Genomic DNA, 24,771 nt, shown 5'->3' on the forward strand with positions numbered 1-24,771 from the left:
GAACAATGATGTTTGATGCAGTAACAGCAACGCAATTAGCCATGGAAGTAGACCAACTAAAGTTACAAACAATAAGCCAAAATGTAGCCAATATGAATACTCTTGGCTTTAAAAAACAACTCGTAGAACTCAACGGATTCGATGAGTACCTGCAACCACAAACAAGTAATGTAGACCAACAACTACAAAGATCGCAAATTAGAACTCAAGGTACTTTTAATCAAACCCACAATATGAGCGATATTGCTTTATCTGGAGAGGGTTATTTTCAAGTACAAAGTGAACAAGGCATTTTTTATACACGACGCGGCGATTTTCAAATCAATAGCTATGGAGAATTAACCACCGCCACAGGAGAAACTCTTCTCGGCAAAGGCGGTACTATAAAAATCGATGATGCCACGTTTACTGTGGATACCCAAGGTCGCCTGTTCATCGATCATCGTCAAATTGATCAACTCAATATAGTGAAATTCAACAATCCCAATCAATTGCACTATGTGGGTAATGGACTTTATCAAAGCGATGAGTCACCTATCCCTACAGACCATAATACACGGATTTTGCAAGGATTTGTTGAGCAATCCAATGTTAAATCTATAGATGAAATGATGGATATGATAAAAACTTCACGCCATTTTGAAGCAAGTCAACGAGTAATGCGCACTGCTGATAATTTATTGGCAACAGCCATTAACCAACTAGGAGAGGGAAATGTCTGATGCACTATCTATAGCAGCAAGCGGTCTTAAAGTGGAAGAGTATTACATTGATAAAATTGCTAATGACTTGGCTAATTTAAATACCCCTAATTACAAGGCCAGTAAATTATCTTTTGAAGATATGATCTACCAAAATATCAATGGAGAAAATCCACTGTTCAATAATCAACCGAGTGCTAAATTAGGCCTGGGAGCCGCGGTACACCAATCCAGTAAAGACTTTTCAATTGGCCCATTAAAATCTACCAATAACTGGAATGATGTGGCTATTAATGGAACTGGTTTTTTTCAAGTCATTCATACCGATGGTAATATTGTTTATACAAGAAACTCAACACTGAGCATTGATGCCGATCACTATCTGACAACCCAAGATGGTTTGCGATTAGCTGATAATATCCAGATTCCTGATGATTTCACCAAGTTAACCATTCAGGCTAACGGTGATGTAGAAGTGACTGTCAGTGATGATCCTGAGCCGCAATTACTGGGTACTATTCAATTAGCAAAATTCATAAATCCTGAAACATTAAATCCCATAGGTTCAGGACTTTACACGTCAACTGATGAGTCAGGTGAGCCCATTACCGATATTCCTGGTAGCAGCGGCCTAGGCTCTCTTGCGCAAAACCAAATAGAAGGCTCTAACGTCGATATGGTGAACTCGTTAATGCAACTGACCATGGCTCAACGTGTTTATCAATTAAATGCTAAAGCAGTGCAAATTGCAGATGAATTGGAAAAGTTGACTAATGAAATTCGTGATTAACCCTTTGTTCAAATTCTCTATGGCCAGGGAAGAACAAAAAACAATGCTGAGCCGAAACAGATTGTGCGAGCAACATCAGCAGACATTAAGTGCCGTAGCAACTCATTGGAAGAAATATATTATCATTCTTACATTGCTGTTAACTCAGCAAAGCAACGCACAAACCACCATAAGGTTTCAACCTAATATCACCCCCAATGTGCACTATTTGGGGGATGTGCTGTTGATTACTCATGATAAAAATAATTTAGCAAAGCTCCCTTTAGACAGTACTCCCATCACGGGTCAGCAAATCACCAAAAAACAAATAATGAGCTGGATAAAAAATAAAAAAGGTCATTTTAGTTATCAATGGAGAGGGAAAAAAAATGCTGTAGTCAAACAGCGAATAAAAACCTCTGGAATAGACTTACTGAGCAAAGCCCAAACAGAATTAAAAAATCAATTGCAAGCACAGGATTACAGTCGTATTGAGTTAATTAGCAAAACAAAATTAAAAGGTAGTGCTGTCCCATTATCTGCTTTTAAGGCAAAAATCTCTGGGCAATACCCTAGCGCTAAAAGAGTCTGCGTTCGTCTCAATTATAATAAGCGCTCTATTCCTATTTGGTTTACGGTAAAAGCTTATAAAAAAGTGTTAGTTGCTAAGCATAAAATAAAACATCATACCGCACTCCATGCTGATGATTTCATTATAAAAGAACGCAATATAGCCGGCTTAAAAGCACTCCCCTACAGCCAATTACCTTCAGCGATGTGGTTGCAAAAAACAATTAACGCGGATCAAATTCTCACCGCGAAACAGTTGATAGCAACTCCTGCGGTCACCAAAGGACAAAAAATACAAATTAAAGTAGTCAATCGTGGAATTTCTTTAACCACTGAAGCCATTGCGCAACATGACGGCTATATAGGACAAACTGTTAGGATGAAAAATGTCCAAACCAACAAATTTTTCAGAGCCGTAGTGACTTCCTCCAATCAAGCGGAGATATCCTCATGAACAAGAGGTCTAGTATTGTTTTTTTATTGTTTTTGGCCAGCTGTATTCACACGGTATGGGCAACTAATCTATTTGATGAAGAAGCTTATAGGCCGCTCATTGCTGATCATAAAGCCGCTCTACCGGGTGATATTCTAACCGTTATTGTTCTTGAAACATCCAATGCTCAAACCAGCGCGGATCTCGCATCCAGTAAAGATATAAAAACGGCTCTGGAAGTGGGGTACAATAAAGACAACCATGAGGTGCAATTTGGACTAAAAGGCAAAGGCCGTGCAGCAGCTAAAACAGGGCGTAATGGAAAAATTAAAGCGGCACTTACGGTACGAATTAAAGAAGTATTTCCTGATAATACTTATCTCGTTGAAGGGCTACAACTCATTACTATCAATGGGGAGCAACAAAGAATACTTTTAAGTGGTATCGTCAGACCAGAAGACATTACCACACAAAACACCATTCTCTCTACTCGCCTAGCAGATGCCCATATCACCTATACGGGCAGAGGCTCCGTATCTAACTCTCAGGATCATAACTACATCTATAAAATCCTGTCCTTTGTGGGGTTAGTATAATGAAAAAACTAATAAGCATTCTTTTCTTTCTAGGGCAAATGGGTTGCCTACACAACGGCTATGCTGAAGTTCGCATAAAATCTATAGCCAGACTTTCCGGTCTACAAGAAAACCCTCTCACAGGATACGGTCTTGTTATTGGCTTAGCAGGTTCCGGAGATTCAAGACGCAACAAAGATACGACTCAGGCCATTTCCAATTTATTGTTGAGTTTTGGCGTCAATATTAATCCTAACGATATTAACAGCAGAAATACGGCAACGGTAATTATTACGACTACCCTTCCCTCTTATGCTCATCAGGGAGATAAAATTGATATTAACGTCGCCTCATTAGGCGATGCTAAAAGTTTATTGGGCGGAACCTTATTAGTAACTCCCCTTAAAGGCCCAGATAATAGAGTATACGCCCTAGCACAAGGCCCTATTTCCATAGGTGGATTTAAATATGATCTTTATGGAAATGTTATTCAAAAAAATCACCCTACTACAGGCATCATCCCCGGAGGGGCAGTTGTAGAAAAAACCATTTACAATGATGTAATTGATAAAACAGGTGATCTTCATCTGATTTTAAATCATCCTGATTTTACTACAGCAGATCATATTGAAGCCGCTATCAATAAACAATTTGGCGACAATACGGCCCTTGCTCGATCAGCTCAAGACATTGAAATTCATCCCCCTATTCCGGCAAGAAAGCACTTCATCCGCTTCGTTAGTCAACTCGAAAATGTAGTGGTCACGCCAGATAATTTACCCACTGTAGTAGTTAATGAACGAACTGGAGTGGTTGTCGCTGGAGCTGATGTAAAAATCGATGCAGTCACCATTTCACATGGTAATTTGCAAATTGCCATAGCTACAGAATACAACGTATCGCAACCTACGCTAATACAGCAAATGGGTAGGCAAGTACGTACTGTTGTGACGCCATCGACCAATATTAATGTCAAAGAAGCTGTGGCAAAAACAGTTAAATTACACAAAGATGCCACTGTAGCTGATTTGATAGCCGCTTTAACCAAAGTGCAGACATCCACACGTGACATCATTGCGATTTTAGAAAGTTTAAAGCGAGCAGGAGCATTGCATGCTGAATTGGTCATACAATAAGAGGAATATTATGAACTCGGATTCAACTATAGAACTAGTTAGTTTAGCTTTAGATGCCGCATTAATGCGCCAAACTGCGATTGCTAACAATATTGCTAATGCCAATACCACTAATTACCAAACGCTGGAAGTAAACTTTGAGCAACAAATACAAGACCTCCCCCTTAACCTCAATCAACAGGAATTAGACTCGGTTCATCCTCATTATCAAGTGAGTGAGCATCAATCCACTATAGACGAACAAATGGTTTTAAATGTGCAAAACATGACGCATTACCGCGCCTTAATTAAAGGTCTGAATCAAAAACTGGCCATTATGAAATTAGCATTACAAGGAACGAATCAATAATGAAGTACGATCAAATATATGCTATAGCGATGCAGGCTATGAATGCAGAAAAACTGCGCGTCGATGTAGTTGCCAATAATATTGCCAATCAGCATTCCATTCAAAGTACTGATGGCAGCCTATTCCAAGCGACTCAAGTGGTCACAACAGCTAAACCTTTTTCAGATTTTTTGGACGGAAAAGCAGACCTTGGTGGCATAGATTCAGTAGAACTCGCTACGCAAAACCTTCCTCCCAATAAAGTATATCAACCCGATCATCCATCGGCAGATAAGCAAGGTTATGTCAGTTATCCTGGCATTAACACGATTGATGAAATGACTACTCTTTTAAGAGCATCACGAGCCTATGAAGCCAATATCAAAATTATCAATACGGCTCACAGTCTTTATTTACAGGCTTTAAGCATAGGTGAAGAGCGATGAAAATAGAGGGTCTAAATCAACCACATTATTTAACTGAAAATAAACAATCCATAGAGCTAACTAAAGCACCAGAAGAGTCTTTTGGTGGTTGGGTGGCAGAAAAAATCAGCAGCGCTAACGATCAACTTAATGCCGCCGATCAAGCACTAAACCAATTAGCCAGTGGGCATGGAGAAAACTTACATCACACGATGATTCTCTTGGAAGAAGCAAAGCTATCTTTTCAATACATGGAACAAATCCGCAATCAATTAATGAGTGCCTATCAAGAATTATTAAGAGAGCAAATTTAAAGTGAATTACCTACAACAAGCCCTAACCTGGTTTAATGCCCTTTCTATGCAGCGCAAACTGACTCTATCAGTTGCTGTAGTGTGTATTGTTTTAATTACAACTTTACTTAGCTGGTGGACTTTATCTCCAACTTATGCGGTGTTGTTCAACCATTTAGATGAACAAGATGCCCATAAGATTTTAGGCCAACTGGAACAAGATAATATTAGCTATCAACTGCGTAGCGGGGGCAGTGATATTTTAATAGATAAAAACCTCATAGCTAAAACCCGTCTTAAAATTATGAGCAGCGGCATGCAATTCACTGGCAGTGTGGGATTTGAATTATTTGATAAAAGTGATTTTGGCATGACCGATTTCTCTCAAAAAATCAATTACCAGCGTGCCTTACAAGGAGAGTTGGAACGTACCATTTCCAGTCTTGATGAAATACGTTATGCCCGAGTACATTTAATCATTCCTGAAAGTCATCTTTTTGATAAGGAAGAAAACCAGCCGAAAGCAGCAATTACTTTGCATTTAAAAAATTCGTTAACCCCTAAACAGGTCAGAAGTATACAACAATTGGTTAGTGCCAGCGTTGCCCATTTAAGCGTTAACAGTGTGGTAGTGGTCGATCAAAATGGTAATACTCTTTCTCCCAGTGAAGAAGAGGACTCTTTAGCTCAGTTCACTACTAAGAAAAACATAGAACTGTATTTAAATAGTAAAGTGGCGCAAATGCTCCACAAAATCTTTCCTAAAAACCAAGTAGTCGTAAAAATAGATGCAACAATCAACTATGATGAGTTACAACGTGAATTGATTAAACCTCAAAGCCAAGGGCAAATTTCTCATGAAAAAGAAATAAATCACTCAGTTACAGGTAAAACAGAAAAAGATAAAACAAACCAAGATGTTACTCTGGAAAAATCGTATGAGCTAGGTAGTGAAAAGGAGTCATTTAAACGCGCCAATGGCACCATTGAACACTTGTCCATTAGCGTTGTTTTACCTCGAGATACCGATAAAGAAACCATAGCTCAGGTAGAACGATTGGTAAAAAATACCGTTGGATTTAATGCACAACGAGGCGATGTCATTAGTATAGAAGCCTTAATTACGGCAAAACCACAAGCCCCTCCCCCTGTTGTCCCCTTAACCGCAGAGAAGATCACTCATCAGTTTGACAAAACGGTATGGTCTTATTTTTTAATCCTCTTTCTTTTTATCAGCACGATGGGAGTTCTGGTAGTAAAAAGAATAAGACATAAAAGACGTCAGTTACTTCTAATTGAATTAACTCAATGGCTAACTCACAATGAATAAAGAATTCAAAAAGCTGTTATTAAAAATTGCTCAATTGTCGTTAAAAGACCAAAATTGGATTTTGAATCAATTATCGCCTCGTCAGCAAAAGCAATTTGTCCAGCAGCAAGGGATTGTATTACTGGACAAAGCGCGAAAATTTCGTAAATTACCCCTTTCTCAATTACCATTGGCTACCCACGCGCCACAATTACCTGATGTATGTAGCGGGCTGATGCGACTAGAACCGTTTTATATAGCCATCATTTTAGAGCAAGGGAATTTCTCCTGGACTCAACATTTCCTACGAAGTAATGAGCAAGGTGAACAAATAAAACGACTCATTGAAGAAGTAGTCTGCATGCTTAAACCGGCAACCAAAGCACATGCATTTCAGCAATGGCAAAGAGAATTAAGTTTTAAAGAACAGTTGGAGCATCTCCATGACTAAGATATTGAAAAATGCAGTAATCAGCTCAGAAGTTATGTATATAGCCAATGTCAATGCCGTTCCCCCATTCAATTTAAATGCAGATCTTGTGCCTGAACCAGAACAGTGCTCGTTTCTGAATATTGAAGAGATAGAGGCCATAAAAAATGAAGCATACCAACAGGGTTATGACTTAGGCAAGGAAGAAGGTCAGGCCATGGTCGAACAGAGAATGTTTCATTTAAGGCAACAAATTGAAGCCGCTTTGCAGGCAATACCTCAAGCCATAGAACAGAATCGTTTGGCGTTAAATCACGAAATAGCAGACATAGTACTGCATATAGTCCAACAATTTTTTATTGAAAACGAATCTAATCCTCAGGTGGTAGAACAGCAAATAAACCAATTACTAAAACAATTAAATAATAAACAATCAATAGAGCTTTATTTGCATCCCAAAGAAATTGAACTATTACAAAATGGAGAAATTCAACTCCATGCCAACCATTTAACTGGCTTCAAAATAAAAGCAAACGATAATTTAGCTTTGGGTGGTTACGTTATTAAAACCGAACATGGTATTTTCGATGGCAACATAGAAAAACAGATAGATCGGTTGAAAACATTGCTATTACGGTTAAGACACAGGGGCCATCATGCACCCGTGGATTAAACAACTATCGGCCATCGAACGCCTCGGGGAAATTGAGCAGTTTATAGGATTAAAAATGGTTGCTCACGGACCTCCTCAAGCATTTATAGGTGAGGTCTGTGACATTTTAGATCACCATTCGCAACCGATAATGCAAGCTGAAGTCGTGGGGTTTGAACAAGGAAAAGTGTATTTAATGCCTTATGATAATGCGGCTATTCGCATGGGCTATCAAGTCAGAGCGACTGGCGCTCCATTTTCTATCGCCGTTGGAGCTAACTTGCTCGGGCATATAGTCGATGCCTTTGCTCTGCCAATAGACCAGCAGGTTAAACTGTATTGCGATCATAATATTCAAACGAAAAATAAAAAAACAAATCCTTTTAAACGTGAGTCTATTTCAGAACGGCTCTCTACAGGAATTCATGCAATAGATGGCCTTCTTCCATTAGGTAAAGGACAAAGAATAGGAATTTTTGCGGGTAGTGGCGTTGGAAAAAGTATGCTATTAGGCACAATAGCGCAGCAGATTAACAGCGATGTTAACGTGATTGCCCTAATCGGAGAACGAGGCCGGGAGGTCAATGAATTTATTACGCATTATTTAAATGAAACGACCAGAAAAAAATCGGTTTTAGTCGTTGCCTGTAGTGATGAATCAGCGCTAATGAGACGTCAGGCTGTATATACAGCCACAGCAATTGCCGAATATTTTTGCCAACAAGGAAAAAATGTTCTGTTATTTATGGACTCTATTACTCGCTTTGCCATGGCACAAAGAGAAATCAGCTTAAGTTTAGGGGAACCCCCGACTGCCCGCGGCTACACGCCTAGTGTTTTTTCACTTTTGCCAGGAATTATAGAACGCACAGGTAATTTTAAGCATCAAGGAAGTATTACTGCTTTATACACCGTTTTGGTCGAAGGAGATGATTTTAATGAACCACTGGCCGATCATATGCGTGCACTCTTGGATGGCCATATTGTATTAAGCCGAGAGTTAGCGCAACAAGGTCATTATCCGGCGATTTCTATACTGCAAAGTGTTTCACGTTTAAGTAAACAACTTCTTTCTGTAGAAGAACAAAAGATAGTGCAACAAATTGTCTCCCTGCTCAGCATTTATCAACAAAATAAAGACTTAATTCAATTAGGCGCTTATAAACCAGGTTCTAATATCCATTTAGATAATGCGGTGCAACGCATTCAAGCCATCAATGAGGTCTTAATCCAAAGTGAAGGCCCTACCTTATCCGGTGTTGATCTCGTCAATCGCTTTAAGGAGATCATCCAATGAATCAATCATTAAATGCGCTCATGACTAAATTAGCCTGGCAACGTAATGAACTCCATACTCATTTGCACGCGGTGGATAACGAATCGATTAAAGTAAAACAGCAATTAGAAGAGATAGAGCAGCAAGTCAATCAATCATCAACCCGCTCTTCCACCGAAATTAACCCAGAATTGGAAATTAGTAGACTTAATTTTATTACTCTATTGCAACAGCAAAAAGAAGAGTTAATGGGAGCATTGAAAAACCATCAAGCCTTAGAAAGCAAATTAAAGGATAAGTTACAACGCGTTATGACTGAAATACGCATGTTAGAAAAATACTTGGATAGAGAACAACATAGCCAAAGAAAACAGCAAGAGAAAGTCCAGGAACAACACTTAGAGGAATGGGTGATACAAAGAAGGAATACTTATGAAGATCAGTGAGCCGTTAGTAGCAACGCCACAGCAAACATCCACTAAATTATCATCATCGCAAGATAATCTAGATTTTGAACTATGGCTTAAAACACCAACGAAACAAAACAGTGGCGATGAATACTATTGGCAGCATCAAGAGCAATTACAACAATCAGCGTTACAATTTGATTCGCTAACGTTAGCACACCAGCAACAACAAAATATAAAAGTTAGTTCTATTCAGTTAGCCTCCCAATTAACTGATTTACAAATCATGGATAGGCCAATAAATCGCGATAGTCTTAATGTCCTGCATGAGGAAATAAACAAGCCTGGTTCGTCTGCTGCTGAGGCACTCAACCTGTTAATACAAACGGAACAAAAGTCATCACCAACAATAATGCCTTGTGAAGTAAATAGTTCCTCATTAAGCATTAGGAACTCCATGGAACGTAAAGAAATTAAAGTAATTAATGATTCGAATGCTCGTTACACATTTAAAAATCATCATCTCTTTATTCAAGATCAAGAAGCAGAATTAACTCTTAACAATCAAGGGATGGATGCAAAAGAAGAAAAAGAACTCATTCAAACGATAAAGACGTTCCTAAAAGATAAAGGAATTGCCCTGAATAAGTTAATTATTAATGGAGTAAAATATGACTGAACCCGTTAGCGCCACCGGAATAGACCAAGCTGATTATTTAAAGCTGTTCATGCAAGAGCTTACTTATCAAGACCCGCTAAAACCGGTAGATAACCGTGAGTTTATGGCGCAAATGGCGCAATTTTCCTCATTACAAGAAGCAAGAACGACCAATGAGCATTTAATACAATTGCTCGGCATGACGAGCGGCAATCAAAGCCTGAGTTTATTGGGAAAAAAAGTAAGGCTTAAAAATGTTGAGGGTGAAGGTCGTGTATCAACAGTAGAATTTCATGACAAGGAACCACCGCAAATTACAGTAATTATGAACAATGGCGAAATCCCAAAGGTAGAGCTCGGACAAATTATTGAAGTAAAGGATTAACATGACCAATACCTATTATACCAGTTTATCTGGAATGCTTGCTGCTAGTTATGGTTTGCAAAATACATCAAACAATGTGGCCAACATGCAAAGTCCGGGCTTTAAACGAAGCGATGTATTTTATTCTTCTTTAGGCAATGGTAGTGGTGAAGAAGGATTAGGCTCGGGAGTCTGCGTCGAAGGAACCGCAACCAATTTTAGTGATGGTAAATATTTGGAAACCAGTAATCCATCTGACTTAGCAGTAATAGGACAAGGTTTCTTCATCGTAAGATTGAAATCAGGTGAACTACTTTATACCCGAGATGGGGAGTTTGGCTTTAATAATGATGGAGTTTTAATTGATAGACACAGTGGTGGTCAGGTTCAAGGCTATAACAAAGCAGGAAATCTGGTTCCCATTCATGAGAAAGGCCCCAAAAATGCTCCTGGTAAGGCAACTCGTGAAATTTTTCTCAAAGGTCAATTTATCCTTAAGGAAAAATCAGACACAGAAAAAAATCAGCCGGGATCGTTTAAAAACAAATATCAAGACATTAGTTTTTCCGTTATCAATGTCTTTGATGCTGAAGGTAAATCCCATGAGCTAAAGCTGCAATTTCAATCGACACCTGTGTTAGTGAATGGCGATAATACCAATATTCCTGATGATGGCAACAGCTGGGATCTGGTAGATATTACTTGTGGTGATGCAAACATTAATTTTTCTTACGATCAAAAGGTTATTTTCAATGGCATATCTCAAGGAGCCCAACTGGAGCATAGCACCATTCGCTTTACTTTAAACGGAACACAGGATATTGCCTTGCAATTTGGTAATTTTAAGGATGGATCAGATAATTCTGTCCAGCTGAAAGAATCCAAGTTAAATCCGGAAGGTACAAAAATAGAAAGCCTGCAAAATGATGGTTATGGGGAAGGGAAACAAATCAGTTTTTCTTTCGATGAAAACGGCCTGATCTCTTATAACTATGATAATGGGCAATCAATAGAGGGAACTCATGTTGGTTTAGCACGTTTTGATGACTTAGAGCACACTTTAGTACAAACCAAAGACAATTTATTTAGAGCAAAAAGTGATCAAGGTATACACCTGGGACGCGCTAATCGCGATGGATTTGGCAGTATTAAAGCAAAACAAATTGAAACATCCAATGTAGACTCAACTACCGAGTTCGCCAATATCGTTATTTTACAAAGGATGTTTCAGGCTTGCTCGCAAATAATGGATATAGACAAACAACTACTCGAAGGACTTGAATCGAAATGATTAAGCCGTTTAGATTAATTAGCTCTAGTGAAATGGCACAATTCAAAGCTCATTTCGCCCAAGTGCTTGACGATTGGAATGCAGAGTATGCCATGACTCCTCTGGCACTCAGTATCACAGCGCCACCTCACGATTATATAGCGCATGATGGCTTAACTATTTTTAATGAAAATAACCATTTAGCCATAGTTGAAGAACATTATTTGTCTGTATTCAATCAAACCCTATTCAGTGAAAATCACTCTTGTTTTAATGCGATTAGCCAGAAGCTCATGCTGATGTTAGTAAGTCGCTTACTCAAAATAGAAGAATGCAGTATTACAGAAACAATACAATCATCACCAAGTTGGTTTTATAAGGGCTCTACCTGTCTTTTTTTAACCTTGCATGCACACCACAATAATGTAACGTTTATTTTAAATCCTGCTTGGGTTTATCAGCATTTATCTCCTTATCAAAAAGCAACACATGATTTGTGTTTCCTAGATGATGCCTTGGCAGAAGAAGCATTGAAGGTAGAGGTAACACTACTTCCTTTTAATTTACCCATAGAACATCTGTTGACAATACAAGTTGGCGATGTGCTTGTTACCGATCATCCAACGAGTACTCCTTTGCAAGTCATTCATCAAGGCGAGTTATTAACACAGGCCGATCTAGGCCAGTCTTCACAACAAAAATCAATATTATTAAAGAGGTCTTTATGAGTATTACAGTAAAAAAAATAACATTAACTGAACAACAGTCACAAAATGAAGGTCAGATAATCAACAAAAACTATCTAGGTTTAGTGGGTAATATAGAAGTACAATGCAGTGTCCGTATTGGTACTTTAAGTATGACTATTGCTCAGTTAAAACAACTTCAATCGGATCAGGTGCTCCACTTAGATCAAAAAACTCATGAACCCATTGAACTGATTCTGAATAATAAGGTCATAGCCAAAGGAGAATTAATGAGCCATGAAGACCATTTTGCAATACAAATCACCGAGGTTACCAGTTGATGTGCCGCATTTCAGCCTTTCTTTTATTCTTTTTTCTTCATTCGCTCTATGCAGAAGAAGCAATAACGTTTAAAAAAGAACTTGTTGCTTCGAACTCATGGACTCCTTACGGCATTATTTTGCTTATTTTAGTGATGGCTTTACTTGTTCTCGCTAAAAACTCAAAAAGAATAATCCCTACCAATAACCAGTGCAGAGTCGTTGAAAAAATATCAGTCCATCATAAAACTAAAGTTTATGTTATTGCCTATCAAGACCAAAAATTCTTAGTGGCAGATAATCAAAACTCACTGGCAATACATGCCTTAAAAAATACATCCACAGAATCATGAGCAATAAATACCAATTAATGAGCATCCAACATATATTCCATCAGAAACAGACATGGTTGCAAAGAACGATAGACCGTATGAAGTGCCATAGAATGCACGCCCTCCTCTTGCTATTATGTTGCCCGGCCATAAGCATAGCAGCAAACGGTACTAGCATAGGTCCTATTCATTTTGATCAAGATCATATATCACCGGCGTTACAGGCTTTTGCTGTACTTACGGTTTTAAGCCTGGCGCCCAGCATATTAATTATGCTGTCTTCGTTTACCAGGATAGTTGTTGTACTTTCCATGCTGCGTAATGCTCTGGGATTACAGCAAACACCGCCGAATACCGTCATCATTAGTCTGTCTTTATTTCTTACTTTATTTACTATGATGCCTGTAGCACAGTCCATTTATAAGGAATCCTATAAACCTTATGAAGCACATCAAATTGATACTGAAACAGCATTGGAAAAAGCAACTAAGCCATTGAAATTATTTATGGTAAAACAGACACGAGAAAAAGACATGCAGGTGATTTTACAATTAGCGAAGGAACCTATGCCCTCCTCTGCCGAAGACATTAAATTATATCAATTGATCCCCGCATTTTTATTAAGCGAATTACAGACCGCTTTTCAAATTGGCTTTATGATATTTTTACCCTTTTTATTAGTCGACTTGATTGTTTCTGGCATTTTAATGACCATGGGTATGATGATGATGCCGCCAGTAACTATCTCCCTGCCCATTAAAATATTATTGTTTGTATTAATTGATGGTTGGGATTTAGTGGTTCAAGCTTTGGTGGGAAGTTTTCACTAGTTCTCTATCGAAATTTGTTGGTAACTTCTCAATAAGCCCGGGGAAAAATGCCATCCCAAACGAAGTGATGGATGTGCAAATTATACTGTCTTGAGGAGCTCTCACTTCGTTCGAAATGACGTTTCCTGTATTGATTGAGAAGTTAGATTTGTTGTGGAAACTGTAAAATAACATAATTATTTTTTATTTTATTTTCATAAGGATAATTAACAAAACCCTGTTCAAAATGGTTAAGTAATGGATACTTGTAGCAATATAATGTATACTGTGCTCGTATTTTTACAATATCTTGAGTAATAATACCTGTGTTCACGTATCTCAAGACGTAATCAAATATCTAAGGATGATATGAAGAATAACGTACCTTATGCAATATTTTTAAATAATTTTCATGCTTGTACATTACCTCAGAAAATTCAAAAAATACATAATTTGATTGGCTCGGGCAAGATTGAAGTTATTATACAATTGGCTGAATTAGATACAGCGTTTAATGAAATATGTAGGTTACCTGATTTTAATGAACAATGGATATCTGCCTGGAGCACGTATGGTGTGCTCATTACTAATGATGTAGATAAAAGGCTTTATGATCAGCCTAGAGCGAATAATAAATTTGAATTACTGCTCGGTATTTATTATTACTACCAAGCTTTAGATACCGCGAGTAAATTCAAAAAAGATTATTCTGCTAGTGAAATCAATTATCTTGAAAGAGCTATTAAATATAAGTCCATTCATGCGTGTCAGCGATATATTAAATATGTTTATAGTCAATTTATTGATAGTAAATATGAATATAGCAATGAATTGTTTTGTAAAGTAATTAGACAAATTCAACCGCTATTGCCTATATATGGCTGTTATGCTTATATTATGTTGACCGAGGCCTATGTTCGTTATGGACTATTTTTGAAAAGTTGTGGCCATACGGCTGATACAAATAAGGCGTTTTCATCTGCATTACAAGCTAGCCAACAAGCACAAAAAACATTTCAGCTTAATAGTGTGTCAATTTATAATGCAAGCTTTGGTGGAACAATAGCAGAGAGTAATTCTCTAGGACTAAGTGATATCGAAGATATATCAATATTAGTGCAGAATTTAGAACAGGGTGTAGAGCAAGAAGACCTCCTTAATATCTATAAGGAAGCCTCCCCCGCTTACACTCTTAATTAATAGGTATCTCCTGCTGCGGGGTAGGAACAATATCCTCGCTAGTTTTATTTTCAGCAGTAAATATTGATTTGCTCATTGACTCCACTAATAAACCAATGTTAACCGTTGGCTTTCGGACCGGAATTACTTCTTCGGTGTTATCTATGTCTATTGTTGGGACAGAGAAAACAGATTCAGATCCGCCCAGTTCAACATTTAAATTGAGTCCTAATGAAAATTTTGTATCAAGGTATTCTAGCCGTTCAGCGTCTGATGTAAATGCAGCAAATTTCTTTTGGTCAATTTGGTATGCAAGAATTTTATCTACATGCTCAATGCGTAACAACCCATTTACAAAAAGCTTGGACAGTATTGGATTATTAAAAAATATACCGCAGTGTCTCGACATGAATAATGCATTAATATTTTGCAAATTTGCCTCAGGATGTGCATCAAGACAAGACGCAATAATTTCGATTCCTGGCAGATTAGATTTTACAATATTGCAGACGGCCTTATTAACAGTTATTTCTTTTGGCACTGAAACCATCGCATTAAATAAATTGCGAGGATCGACTAATCCTTTCTGCATTAATTCCAAAACTGCCTTATTTGAGAAAACATCCTTAAAGTTCATATTTTCAAAGCAGATTTCCATAGGAGAAGCAAATGAAAACGCAAGTTCAAATAATGGATGAGCTTGAAATAGACCATTTTTATATAAGGGAAACTTTTTGCTGATTGTTAATGCCTTCGTTAAAAGACTATGAACTACTGGATATTTATCCTGATAGCATATATCAATAAGGGTGTTTTCATCAAAGTCACTAGTATTTTCCAGAGCAAATACTACCTCTCCTGACATCTGGGCAGCAAGTGTTTTAACTGATTTATTTCTAATTTTATTCTCAACTTTAAAGTCAGGATATAAATTAGCAGGCAAAAATGTAGCGAAGCGCGAGTTTTCTAAGATAAGACTTGCTTGCTTTTCCGGAAGAGCTTCTTTATTTTTTACATAATCAACATATTTTAATAACATACTGACACTTTGAGATGGATATATGTATTGGGGGGGCAACTCATTCCAAGAAAACAACGTATGCGTTTTATCCGTTGTATCTCCTGCAATATTATCCAATAAACCAGAAATTGCGGTATCACTAGCAGTAAGTAATAAATGATGGATACTGAATACAGGACAATGAACGGAATCGGCTTGAAAAACATCTCCTCCTGGAATCACAAAATGGATACCCAATTCATCAGCAATTTTAATGAACTCACTATAATAACCCGAGTACCCTCTATACTGATCGGCAATAAATGCTAATGGTTTTTTCCCTGGCTCAAAATATAGATCTACGGTGCAGTAATGAATGGTTTCAGGTGATCGTTGATGTGCTTTGCTGCGTGAGCCCACTTCAATCAAAAACTGATAATGCCCCTGAGAATTTTTCAATGTATCAACGTCCAGGGTACTTTTAAGAAATGATTGCAATTCATTTTTGTGCACAATATGAACATTGTGTAGTCGTCCTTGATTCTGGTATAATGCTACCATGCAACGAAGAGCCTCTTCACTTGCTATTACATCAGAGCCATAATGTGCTAGTTCAGCTAAATCATCACAAATTAAATCGGATAAGGATCGTCTCATGTTTAACTTCATATAATTAACGTAAATACAGTTGTACCATAATATTATTAAGTAAATATTAAACAGACGCTCTTGACGATGAAAAATCAATAAAAGTCCATTAAACTACATCCATTGCCCCTGTATTTTCATTATGCGAATTATAAACCGCTTTTAAATTGGTTTTATGAACGCTCTATCTCTTTTATTAGTCGACGTGATTGTTTCTGGAAGTTTAATGACCATGGGTATGATGATGCCAAGTATACGTAGAGTTAATAGAAAGGTGTCCCGATTGGTTTTTAGCTCAGTTTGTCAGACAATTTGTTACCTAATGGCGCTTACTTAAGAAAAAAACAGAAGAACTCGCCTTGATCATAGCGTTCCTGGATGCCAATCCGAGAGACCATGAGCGTAGCGAATTCCTTAAGTAAATGCCATTAGGCAATTTGTTGCCCGACATTTAATGATAAGCGATTATTATCTCAGGATGTGAATGACTTAATTATCAGCTTATCTAAACCATTTTTTTGGAATTCCTGTTGATACCGTTCCTCAAAGGCATCAATCCGTTTGCCCCGTTCCTTAATATCCATGTTGCTAAATGCCTCTTTACCCACTTCTTGAATAGCATCTCTCATTGCTAGACGGTGGGTAAGTTCATGCCAAAATATAGTATCTTCAAAGGGCTCAATAAATCGAGTTTGAAGTTCTTTTTCATAGCTTTGTGTTTCAAAATAGTCATTCAGTGTATTGTCGAATTCTATATACTGCTCCGCATCCATTTGTTTATACAAGGAAAATAACTTAGTCCTTAAGCCATGATGTTCCGGATGTTGGGTCTCAACCTCAGAAAAAGCTTCCAACATCCAACCTGCGACACAGACCATATCAAGCAATAACCGGTATTCTCTTTTAGTAATATCAATTGTCATTGTTTATCTCATTCAATTGAGCGGGTGATGGGAATCGAACCCACGCTATCAGCTTGGGAAGCTGAAGTTCTACCATTGAACTACACCCGCATAATGTGGAAGGAATATCAGGTTAACAAATTTTTCTCTCGCATTGAAGATGTCAGTAAATATTCTAGATACTGATCAATGGGTGAAAGTCAGGAAGACTGTACCCTATATTTCGTTCGTGCTGACCAGTCCCCAGAGAGGGCATACTCAACGCGAGATCAACAGGACTAAACTTGCTTCAGTGAATGCCATTAACTGTTCATGTACATCCAGGGATTTTTTCTTCCGTTTGATCCATATTTTATGCCTCAATAAGATCGACTCTATTGATTTATTTTCAGAACCATACGAAAACGCGCCGCGTTTTTCTTCATCTTTTCGTAGGCTTCGGGCGCTTTTTCAAAAGGCACAACTTCATTCATCGAGTGAACATGTTCCTGGCAGCTAAAATTCAAGGTGTCTTCAATGTCCCTTGCGGTTCCGGATGCTGAACCTTGAATGGTTTTTGTTCCAGAAATAAGTTGAGGAATTGAGATTTCTATAGGTTCATGAGAAACGCCAACAACGATTAATTTACCTCGAGCTTTTAGTCCGCCTAAAAGTGGTCCCATGGATTTGCCGTTGGCCGCAGTAGCCAGAATAGCATCAGCACCACCAAGTTTTAAAAGAGCTTCCGCAGGATCTTGCGCCTCACTATCGATATATTGCTCAGCCCCCAGCTCGAGAGCTAATTTTTCTTTTTCTTTACCGCGAGCAATAGCTATGGTGTAAAAACCCATATGTCGAGCAAATTGGACACCCAAATGCCCAAGTCCACCTATGCCTTGTATTGCTACAACGTCTCCTGGACGAAGATTAGCATTACGTAAGGCATTATAGGTAGTGACTCCAGCACAAAGCAATGGAGCGGCATCTTCAGCATTTAATTCGTCGGGCAGAGACGCAAGAGATCGCGCTTCAACAATGACTGATTCGGCATAACCGCCATCCATAGAAAAGCCCGGAATGATTAGCTTTGCGCAATTGATAAAATCTCCGCGACGGCATGACTCACATTCACGGCATTCGCCACCAAACCAACCTACACCAACTCGCTGTCCGATTTTCCAATGATTAACTTCTGCGCCAACCGCATCTATTCGGCCTGCAATTTCATGGCCCGGTACTAAAGGATATTTGAGTCCAGGCCATAGTCCCTCAACAGCCATCACATCCGTATGGCAAACTCCCGCGGCTTCAACACGAAGACGAACTTGGCCTGGCCCAGGCTCACGTAGAGGCCTTTCAACCAGATTAAGCTTACCTGGTGTAGTAATTTCTATTGCTCGGTATGTTTTCATTGACATCACTCCTTGAAGATTGGTGTTTGCAGATGAGGATAAATTGACTTTATCTTTGTATCACAGAAACACATCCCTACGTGTTCTTTGAAGTATAATTCATTCTCGCCTTTCGGCAAGTCAGCTTATATCAATCTATATCGTTTACTTGGAGCGTATTACCACGACAATCCTCTTACATGTTCTGTTGTTGGATCAAAAACTTAGAATCAGCCTCTTGCTCCGGCTCAAGAGCCGGAGCAAGGACTGGAGATCTAGAACGACAAAATAGCTGGTGGTACCACGTTATCAATTGTTCCGTTGATCCCTTTTGTCATTTTACAAGAGTCAGTTTCATGGACAAAGAAAAAGGATCTGTTGTTTGCCAGATTAATTGCTCCTTTGATGAGTAATCCAATACCTAAAGTTCCAATTGCTAAAGCCAGATTGGTTAGAAAATCGGACCAGCCTCGGTGTTGATCAAGCTCCTTTCGTGCTTCTTTAATAGAAGTATTACAATTCTTTTTAAATACTTCATAGGATTGTGAAGTAGGCTTATTAGAGAAATAAATCGCCCCGGCATCATTTAACTTGTCATACAGATCTAATGCAGCCTTGTGGGCTTTTTCCATTCCTCGCTGGTCTAGCTCAACTATTTTATTATCTAGCAACTTAAGTTGCGCTGCAAAAGCCTGATGATTCTGTTCGTGCTCTTGTTTTACAATAAGCTCTTGAGCTTCACGCGCTTGTCGTGCTTTCTCTGCGCGACGCTCTTGCTCTGCTTGACGCTCTTGTGCAAGACGTTGTTCTTCGGCACGACGCTCTTGTTCTGCTTGACGCTCTTGTGCAAGACGTTGTTCTTCGGCACGACGTTCTTGTTCTGCTTGACGCTCTTGTGCAAGACGTTGTTCTTCGGCACGACGTTCTTGTTCTGCTTGACGCTCTTGTGCAAGACGTTGTTCTTCGGCACGACGTTCTTGTTCTGCTCGACGCTCTTGTGCAAGACGTTGTTCTTCGGCACGACGTTCTTGTTCTGCTCGACGCTCTTGTGCAAGACGTTGTTCTTCGGCACGACGTTCTTGTTCTGCTCGACGCTCTTGTGCAAGGCGTTGTTCTTCGGCACGACGTTCTTGTTCTGCTCGACGCTCTTGTGCAAGGCGTTGTTCTTCGGCACGACGTTCTTGTTCTGCTCGACGCTCTTGTGCAAGGCGTTGTTCTTCGGCACGACGTTCTTGTTCTGCTCGACGCTCTTGTGCAAGGCGTTGTTCTTCTGCACGACGCTCTTGTTCTGCTCGACCGCCCTCTTTCACCGCTGGCTCTACACGATGCCCTTGAGTTTTTCTCATCTGCCCTGTTAATTCTGTTGCTTGAGCAAATAAGTCATTAAATTGTCTTTTTGCTGAAACCTCATTAAACTCGGTGAGTACCTCGTTAACTGCTGAAAATCGACCTGATTGTTTAACTCTATTCCTAACTACACTATAGTTGTATTGAAAGTCATCCTCAGCATTCGAAGGCATGGCATGAGATCGACTAAAGTTGAACATAGTTAACGTTTTTGCGGTTCCCACTACTAAAGAAGTTGGAGGTGGTTGAAGGCAATTAATTAATGCATCAAAAGTTACTTTCTCGCCTTTTTTATTAGCAACAACTTTAATGTGCTCATCTAATTTGGGGTAGTGTCTTAATATTTCTTGAACTTTTCCTTTATCAAGTACTCCCTCTGTATTTTGCATTTCAATAACAAGTCCATCTAGATCTGTGTTGAACAACTCTCCTGCCTGAGCATAAATTTCGTCGTCCAATAATTCTGGTGCTACGGTTCGAACGGTTTGCCTATAAGTATCGAGCAACTTGCCGTAATCCTCAAATAACTCTTCACCTTGATGAACAACCACTCCCTCCATTACTCGTCTAATAGCGTGGCGAGCTTCGCGAGAAACTATAATAGAAGTTGAGAGGTGCTTGGTAGAATAGAATTCTTTTCGCTGTCCATTAAGCCATTTCATGGCGGGCTTAAAATTATTATCTCCGCCACACTCCAACGAGTTACTTATTGTAACCCCATTATCTTTTAAAAGAGGTTGATATAAACTTAAGTAGGCTGTACTAAAACAACTCCCTAATACCACCGCAGAAAATTGGCTACTTTTGTTATTTAAGGCATCCGTAATACTCACCAATTGTTGCCTACTGAGATTACTTGAACCTTGGATTGGAGCTCCATGTCCTCCTCCAAGGTACAACATATCAAAATCGGTATTTGTGGGTATTTTTTCCAATTTTTCTATGATATAAGCAGCATTTATATCGTTGACTATTCCAATATTATCTAGCCCATTAAGATGATAGATAACATGATTTCCTGTTTTTTCTTTAACAGTTTCGTAAATATAATCACGCACCGTTTGTAACTTAAATAAGGCTAGAGCTTGGTCTAACTGGTCGCCAATAGATACGGCATCGGATCGCATAAGATTAATTAATTCATTAAATTCTCGCGGGGCTTGTTGATTAGGCTCTAAACCATCTAAAGCAACTTTTAAGTCACTATATGCAATCCCTTCGATATTTCTTATAATCAAAGCTTTTCTAGTCATTGGAACAGGTGGTTGTATTTCCTTACGCTTGAATTTTTCAGGTAACTCCGTAGCTGTCATTTTAATCCCATGATGATCCCGGCCATCTTCTTTAAATCCAAGATTTTTGTAAAACTGGATAGCCTTCTCGTTATCATGATCAACATGTAGTTTTATTGCGAACGGACGCTTGCTTTTTTTAGAATTTTCATCCTCTTGTAACATCACTTTTTCCATAAGTACGGTACCAATACCGCGCTTCCCAGCTCTAGGATCTGAACCTAGATTGCTAATATAGGTATGGCCTTCTTCTTGTGTTGCAAAAATATATCCAAGTATTGTGTCGGGCTGTCCTTCATCATAAAAAACATGGCAACTGTCTTCGTTAAAAAATTGATTGAAATCGGTTTCCCTCCATCCACCTAAGGGATCAACGACACTGAAAATGATTTTATCTAAAGTAAGAACTTGGTCTTTATCTTTTAGAGCTAAAGAACGAATTGGCATAATAATGTTCAACTAAACGAGAAAGTAATAATATAACAAATTAAAGTTAAGAAATTATTAAGCACATTAATCATTAAATAGATTTAATGCGATTATTTTACGCATCAATGACTTAAGCATTTTTGCAAGTCATGGCTACGAAAAGTTCCCCTCCCTCGTACGAAGAATTTTGTTTGGAAAGAAGTCTAATAAATCGCGGGAAGTGCTAAATATGGTATAAACTTGATAGAGGCAATAACTTTCTTAAACTCAAAATGTGTCTTGCATTAATCGCAGTGAAACAACATCCTGAATATCCTATTATTATTTTATCTAATCGTGATGAGTTTTACATAAGACCCACAGAGCCGGCCCACTATTGGCAGGATTCTCCTCGCTTATTTGCAGGACAAGATTTAGTTGGCGGTGGTAGTTGGCTTGGCATCAATAAAAATGGACAATTTGCGTTGGTCACTAATTATAGAAATCCCAAAGCTTATGATACCTCGCTGTTATCGAGAGGAGTTCTAGTCAAAGAGTACTTGCAAAAAAATATTGATCCATACGCTTACATCAAAACAATTAGCCCATCCGCCCATCAATATAATTTATATAGTTTAATTGTTGGGAATTTGAATGAAATCTTTTACTACTCCAATGTAGAAGAAAAAACTATAAAATTAAAGCCTGGTCTTTATGGTTTAAGTAACCATTTGTTAGATACTCCCTGGTATAAGGTATCAAGGATAAAAAAATTATTTAAACAAGCGCTCTCTAGACAAGTCGCAGCAAATACACCCGACCAAATTGAGGCGCACTTATTTCCGATTTTAGAAGATCAAACCCCTGCCCCAGACAATTTATTACCAAAAACCGGTGTAACACAAGATTTAGAAAAAGCCTTAAGCTCCATTTTTGTAAACATACCTCAGCATGATTATGGAACCAGGAACTCGACACTGCTTTTATTTTCTAAAAACAAGGTTTATTTTTCTGAGAAAGTATTTAAAAACGCAAAAATGATTTTTAATCAAAGACAGAACATTATTCTGACCACCTAAATCATTGACGTAATGATGTCAAGTTTTTAGCCTTGATTACGACTTCGTCTCTATCAAAGCTTTGGCTAATAAACATTAAATTTCCCATCTAGATCTCAACAAGGTAATAACTACGCATTATGGACTGAGAGAGAAGGCGGATCGATTATCTCGTCTAAACATTGCTCCTTGTTGGCTTTATCATCAGGTATTGTTTCAGATTTAAAAAATCTCAAATGCCTAGCTTCAGCTATTTTTTGATTCTGCTCATCAAGATTTTCATTAAGTATTTGATAAAGACCAGCAATACCATCGAGCATTAGGGCATGCAACTGATTAAAAATATTGCCTGCGTTAGGCTCTAAACTCAATTTATTGCGAACCAATTTTCGAAAATGATAATCTTCTGTATATTGGGCTCCATATTTATCTGATAAATAGTGTTCAAACTGATTTATTTTTTCCTCAGGGATATTCAATGACATAAGATGATGTTGATTTTCGTCACTCAATCCGTCGATATTAAGAATATAATCATCAAAGGCTTCTTTCAGCGCTATTTTATTCTCTTTATTGATTTTTGATTGAAAATAATTGCGAGCTAAATGTCTTATTTCCTCCAAAACCATATCTTCGGTGAAAATGACAATTAGAGGATGTCCCAAAACAGATTGGAAAAGTCTACGCTTTACATCAGAAAAACAGGAGGGTCTATCTCCAGTCAAGTCATCATACTCTTCCGCTTTTCCTTTCTCATTAATTCGCGTACCATCCCAATTATGTGCACGCCCAATCAGCGCCAGTTCATCAATAAAATGGTCTAATCGACTTTCGAGGGTATGACCATCTGTCGGTGGTATTGATTCATCACCTGCAGCAACCCAAAATAAGGCAATTAAAGGCTGATATTCTTCAAACGTCGCCCATCTCGCACCTGTTTTAACATTACGATACACGTAAGAGGCTTCGGGATTCATCCATGGATTAGGCTTTTGCAGATATCGCCAAGCCGTGTGCCCCTTATGTTGGTAATAAGCTTTTAATGCTTGTTGGTGTTCATTTTCACTCAGTTTCAGTTTCTTAAATTCAGCAAACTCCATAGGAAGAACAATTTTTTCTTCATTATCACCCATTATGGATGCTGGATTTTTTTCATAGCGCCCTATTAATTGGGCGCGCAACTCATTGATAAGATTATTGACGCCTTTGGATTTCAGCATAGATTGATAATGTCGAATAGCACTATCCAACCGTTTTTTTTCCCCTGTAGACAGCGCAACCATAGAGGATTCTTGGTCTAGGGCTAGCTGACCTAAATCCACTTGCCCACTAATTTCCGAACGATAAAAATTATTTTGCTCCGTGAGCACTCACTCTCACTTCAGGTATATTGAGAAAAATGGCTAATAATAAAAATACTGTATTTCTATTTAACTTAAGGGCTGTCGCCACATCTTGAAGCTTTGGTAAATTAACAGATTGAGATAATGCAATAGCTATCCATGCTTGTTTTTTAACCATTGGTTATTAAGCTTAGGTAGTGATTTATTTAAATGAGGCATTAAATTATCAGGTTTTGCTTTCATTAGTGAAAGCACAGTATCATCTAGGGATTCGTAGAATAATTGATTGTCATACCACATCGAACAAGGTATGAGTTTGGCTTGCTTATGTTTCATGCGCTCCGCATGTGTCTTGAATTTCGGCATATTTTCTCGCAAAAACAATCCATTATGGCCTACATTTTATCACATACGCTGATAGTTTGAAACTACCGACCAAACTACAAGTTGGTCGGTAGGGTTTCTGACCTTTAGACACCTT

Annotated in this window: 29 protein-coding genes and 1 tRNA gene; 22 read left to right on the forward strand and 8 right to left on the reverse strand. The window is 38.4% G+C overall.

What is annotated here, in order from left to right:
* Positions 1-5 precede the first annotated feature (5 nt).
* From LFA_RS09250 to LFA_RS09350, 21 genes are all read left to right on the forward strand, one after another.
* Complete coding sequence (locus LFA_RS09250) at positions 6-722, forward strand: flagellar hook-basal body protein (protein WP_084602152.1); 717 nt, start codon at positions 6-8, stop codon at positions 720-722.
* Entirely contained in the window at positions 715-1,491 is a 777-nt protein-coding gene (locus tag LFA_RS09255) for a flagellar hook-basal body protein (protein WP_045095939.1), read from the forward strand. Before LFA_RS09250 ends, LFA_RS09255 begins: the two co-directional genes overlap by 8 nt.
* Positions 1,475-2,494, forward strand: a complete 1,020-nt coding sequence (gene flgA, locus LFA_RS09260) for a flagellar basal body P-ring formation chaperone FlgA (RefSeq protein ID WP_045095940.1) — start codon at positions 1,475-1,477, stop codon at positions 2,492-2,494. Before LFA_RS09255 ends, flgA begins: the two co-directional genes overlap by 17 nt.
* The gene (locus tag LFA_RS09265) at positions 2,491-3,069 is read left to right on the forward strand and encodes a flagellar basal body L-ring protein FlgH (protein WP_045095941.1); all 579 of its coding nucleotides are present in this window, start codon (positions 2,491-2,493) and stop codon (positions 3,067-3,069) included. Before flgA ends, LFA_RS09265 begins: the two co-directional genes overlap by 4 nt.
* Entirely contained in the window at positions 3,069-4,184 is a 1,116-nt protein-coding gene (locus LFA_RS09270) for a flagellar basal body P-ring protein FlgI (RefSeq protein WP_052673918.1), read from the forward strand. Before LFA_RS09265 ends, LFA_RS09270 begins: the two co-directional genes overlap by 1 nt.
* 10 nt (positions 4,185-4,194) lie before the next feature.
* Positions 4,195-4,533, forward strand: coding sequence for a flagellar basal body protein (locus tag LFA_RS09275; RefSeq protein ID WP_045095942.1), 339 nt, complete (start codon positions 4,195-4,197; stop codon positions 4,531-4,533).
* Positions 4,533-4,958 carry a flagellar basal body rod protein FlgC gene (flgC, locus tag LFA_RS09280; RefSeq protein WP_045095943.1) on the forward strand — a complete coding sequence of 142 codons (426 nt, stop codon included), beginning with the start codon at positions 4,533-4,535 and terminating at the stop codon, positions 4,956-4,958. The genes LFA_RS09275 and flgC overlap by 1 nt, the downstream gene beginning before the upstream one ends.
* Positions 4,955-5,251, forward strand: a complete 297-nt coding sequence (gene fliE, locus LFA_RS09285) for a flagellar hook-basal body complex protein FliE (protein ID WP_052673919.1) — start codon at positions 4,955-4,957, stop codon at positions 5,249-5,251. The genes flgC and fliE overlap by 4 nt, the downstream gene beginning before the upstream one ends.
* A gap of 1 nt (position 5,252) precedes the next feature.
* On the forward strand, positions 5,253-6,560 hold the full coding sequence (fliF, locus tag LFA_RS09290; protein ID WP_045095944.1) for a flagellar basal-body MS-ring/collar protein FliF: 1,308 nt from the start codon (positions 5,253-5,255) through the stop codon (positions 6,558-6,560).
* Positions 6,553-6,990 (forward strand): hypothetical protein, encoded by a 438-nt coding sequence (locus tag LFA_RS09295; protein ID WP_045095945.1) that lies wholly within the window; start codon positions 6,553-6,555, stop codon positions 6,988-6,990. Before fliF ends, LFA_RS09295 begins: the two co-directional genes overlap by 8 nt.
* On the forward strand, positions 6,983-7,642 hold the full coding sequence (locus tag LFA_RS09300) for a FliH/SctL family protein (protein ID WP_045095946.1): 660 nt from the start codon (positions 6,983-6,985) through the stop codon (positions 7,640-7,642). Before LFA_RS09295 ends, LFA_RS09300 begins: the two co-directional genes overlap by 8 nt.
* A complete protein-coding gene (locus tag LFA_RS09305) occupies positions 7,626-8,918 on the forward strand; it encodes a FliI/YscN family ATPase (protein WP_045095947.1) in 1,293 nt (430 codons plus the stop codon). Before LFA_RS09300 ends, LFA_RS09305 begins: the two co-directional genes overlap by 17 nt.
* Positions 8,915-9,343 carry a hypothetical protein gene (locus LFA_RS09310; RefSeq protein ID WP_045095948.1) on the forward strand — a complete coding sequence of 143 codons (429 nt, stop codon included), beginning with the start codon at positions 8,915-8,917 and terminating at the stop codon, positions 9,341-9,343. The genes LFA_RS09305 and LFA_RS09310 overlap by 4 nt, the downstream gene beginning before the upstream one ends.
* Positions 9,330-9,983: a hypothetical protein gene (locus LFA_RS09315; protein ID WP_045095949.1), complete on the forward strand. Its 654-nt coding sequence runs from the start codon at positions 9,330-9,332 to the stop codon at positions 9,981-9,983. Before LFA_RS09310 ends, LFA_RS09315 begins: the two co-directional genes overlap by 14 nt.
* Positions 9,976-10,347 carry a flagellar hook assembly protein FlgD gene (locus tag LFA_RS09320; protein ID WP_045095950.1) on the forward strand — a complete coding sequence of 124 codons (372 nt, stop codon included), beginning with the start codon at positions 9,976-9,978 and terminating at the stop codon, positions 10,345-10,347. Before LFA_RS09315 ends, LFA_RS09320 begins: the two co-directional genes overlap by 8 nt.
* A gap of 1 nt (position 10,348) precedes the next feature.
* Positions 10,349-11,617 (forward strand): flagellar hook-basal body complex protein, encoded by a 1,269-nt coding sequence (locus LFA_RS09325; RefSeq protein ID WP_045095951.1) that lies wholly within the window; start codon positions 10,349-10,351, stop codon positions 11,615-11,617.
* The gene (locus tag LFA_RS09330) at positions 11,614-12,324 is read left to right on the forward strand and encodes a FliM/FliN family flagellar motor C-terminal domain-containing protein (protein ID WP_045095952.1); all 711 of its coding nucleotides are present in this window, start codon (positions 11,614-11,616) and stop codon (positions 12,322-12,324) included. Before LFA_RS09325 ends, LFA_RS09330 begins: the two co-directional genes overlap by 4 nt.
* The gene (locus LFA_RS09335) at positions 12,321-12,623 is read left to right on the forward strand and encodes a FliM/FliN family flagellar motor switch protein (protein WP_052673920.1); all 303 of its coding nucleotides are present in this window, start codon (positions 12,321-12,323) and stop codon (positions 12,621-12,623) included. The genes LFA_RS09330 and LFA_RS09335 overlap by 4 nt, the downstream gene beginning before the upstream one ends.
* Positions 12,623-12,955 carry a hypothetical protein gene (locus tag LFA_RS09340; RefSeq protein ID WP_045095953.1) on the forward strand — a complete coding sequence of 111 codons (333 nt, stop codon included), beginning with the start codon at positions 12,623-12,625 and terminating at the stop codon, positions 12,953-12,955. The genes LFA_RS09335 and LFA_RS09340 overlap by 1 nt, the downstream gene beginning before the upstream one ends.
* Positions 12,952-13,764: a flagellar type III secretion system pore protein FliP gene (gene fliP / locus LFA_RS09345; protein ID WP_231865831.1), complete on the forward strand. Its 813-nt coding sequence runs from the start codon at positions 12,952-12,954 to the stop codon at positions 13,762-13,764. Before LFA_RS09340 ends, fliP begins: the two co-directional genes overlap by 4 nt.
* Positions 13,765-14,112: 348 nt before the next feature.
* Complete coding sequence (locus LFA_RS09350) at positions 14,113-14,943, forward strand: DUF5630 domain-containing protein (RefSeq protein ID WP_045095955.1); 831 nt, start codon at positions 14,113-14,115, stop codon at positions 14,941-14,943.
* On the opposite strand, the gene LFA_RS09355 is transcribed toward LFA_RS09350, so the two are convergent.
* From LFA_RS09355 to LFA_RS18865, 5 genes are all read right to left on the reverse strand, one after another.
* Positions 14,936-16,579, reverse strand: coding sequence for a hypothetical protein (locus LFA_RS09355; protein ID WP_045095956.1), 1,644 nt, complete (start codon positions 16,577-16,579; stop codon positions 14,936-14,938). The genes LFA_RS09350 and LFA_RS09355 overlap by 8 nt on opposite strands.
* Before the next feature lie 464 nt (positions 16,580-17,043).
* Complete coding sequence (locus LFA_RS09360) at positions 17,044-17,493, reverse strand: hypothetical protein (RefSeq protein WP_045095957.1); 450 nt, start codon at positions 17,491-17,493, stop codon at positions 17,044-17,046.
* A 19-nt stretch (positions 17,494-17,512) separates the two neighbouring features.
* Positions 17,513-17,583, reverse strand: a tRNA-Gly gene (locus LFA_RS09365).
* Positions 17,584-17,846: 263 nt separating this feature from the next.
* Positions 17,847-18,863 (reverse strand): alcohol dehydrogenase, encoded by a 1,017-nt coding sequence (locus LFA_RS09370; protein ID WP_045095958.1) that lies wholly within the window; start codon positions 18,861-18,863, stop codon positions 17,847-17,849.
* Between the two features lie 254 nt (positions 18,864-19,117).
* On the reverse strand, positions 19,118-21,928 hold the full coding sequence (locus tag LFA_RS18865; protein WP_052673921.1) for a GNAT family N-acetyltransferase: 2,811 nt from the start codon (positions 21,926-21,928) through the stop codon (positions 19,118-19,120).
* A 254-nt stretch (positions 21,929-22,182) separates the two neighbouring features.
* Here LFA_RS18865 and LFA_RS09380 point away from each other — a divergent pair, with 254 nt between their 5' ends.
* Positions 22,183-22,968, forward strand: a complete 786-nt coding sequence (locus LFA_RS09380) for an NRDE family protein (protein WP_045095959.1) — start codon at positions 22,183-22,185, stop codon at positions 22,966-22,968.
* Positions 22,969-23,078: 110 nt separating this feature from the next.
* Here the strand turns inward: LFA_RS09380 and LFA_RS09385 are convergent, their stop codons facing one another.
* The 3 genes from LFA_RS09385 to LFA_RS20165 are packed head-to-tail and all read right to left on the reverse strand — an operon-like array spanning position 23,079 to position 24,626.
* Positions 23,079-24,317 carry a hypothetical protein gene (locus tag LFA_RS09385; RefSeq protein ID WP_052673922.1) on the reverse strand — a complete coding sequence of 413 codons (1,239 nt, stop codon included), beginning with the start codon at positions 24,315-24,317 and terminating at the stop codon, positions 23,079-23,081.
* A complete protein-coding gene (locus tag LFA_RS20160; protein ID WP_197541182.1) occupies positions 24,298-24,468 on the reverse strand; it encodes a hypothetical protein in 171 nt (56 codons plus the stop codon). Before LFA_RS20160 ends, LFA_RS09385 begins: the two co-directional genes overlap by 20 nt.
* Entirely contained in the window at positions 24,444-24,626 is a 183-nt protein-coding gene (locus LFA_RS20165; RefSeq protein ID WP_197541183.1) for a hypothetical protein, read from the reverse strand. Before LFA_RS20165 ends, LFA_RS20160 begins: the two co-directional genes overlap by 25 nt.
* Between the last annotated feature and the right edge of the window lie 145 nt (positions 24,627-24,771).

It is taken from the genome of Legionella fallonii LLAP-10 (assembly GCF_000953135.1).
GTDB lineage: Bacteria > Pseudomonadota > Gammaproteobacteria > Legionellales > Legionellaceae > Legionella > Legionella fallonii.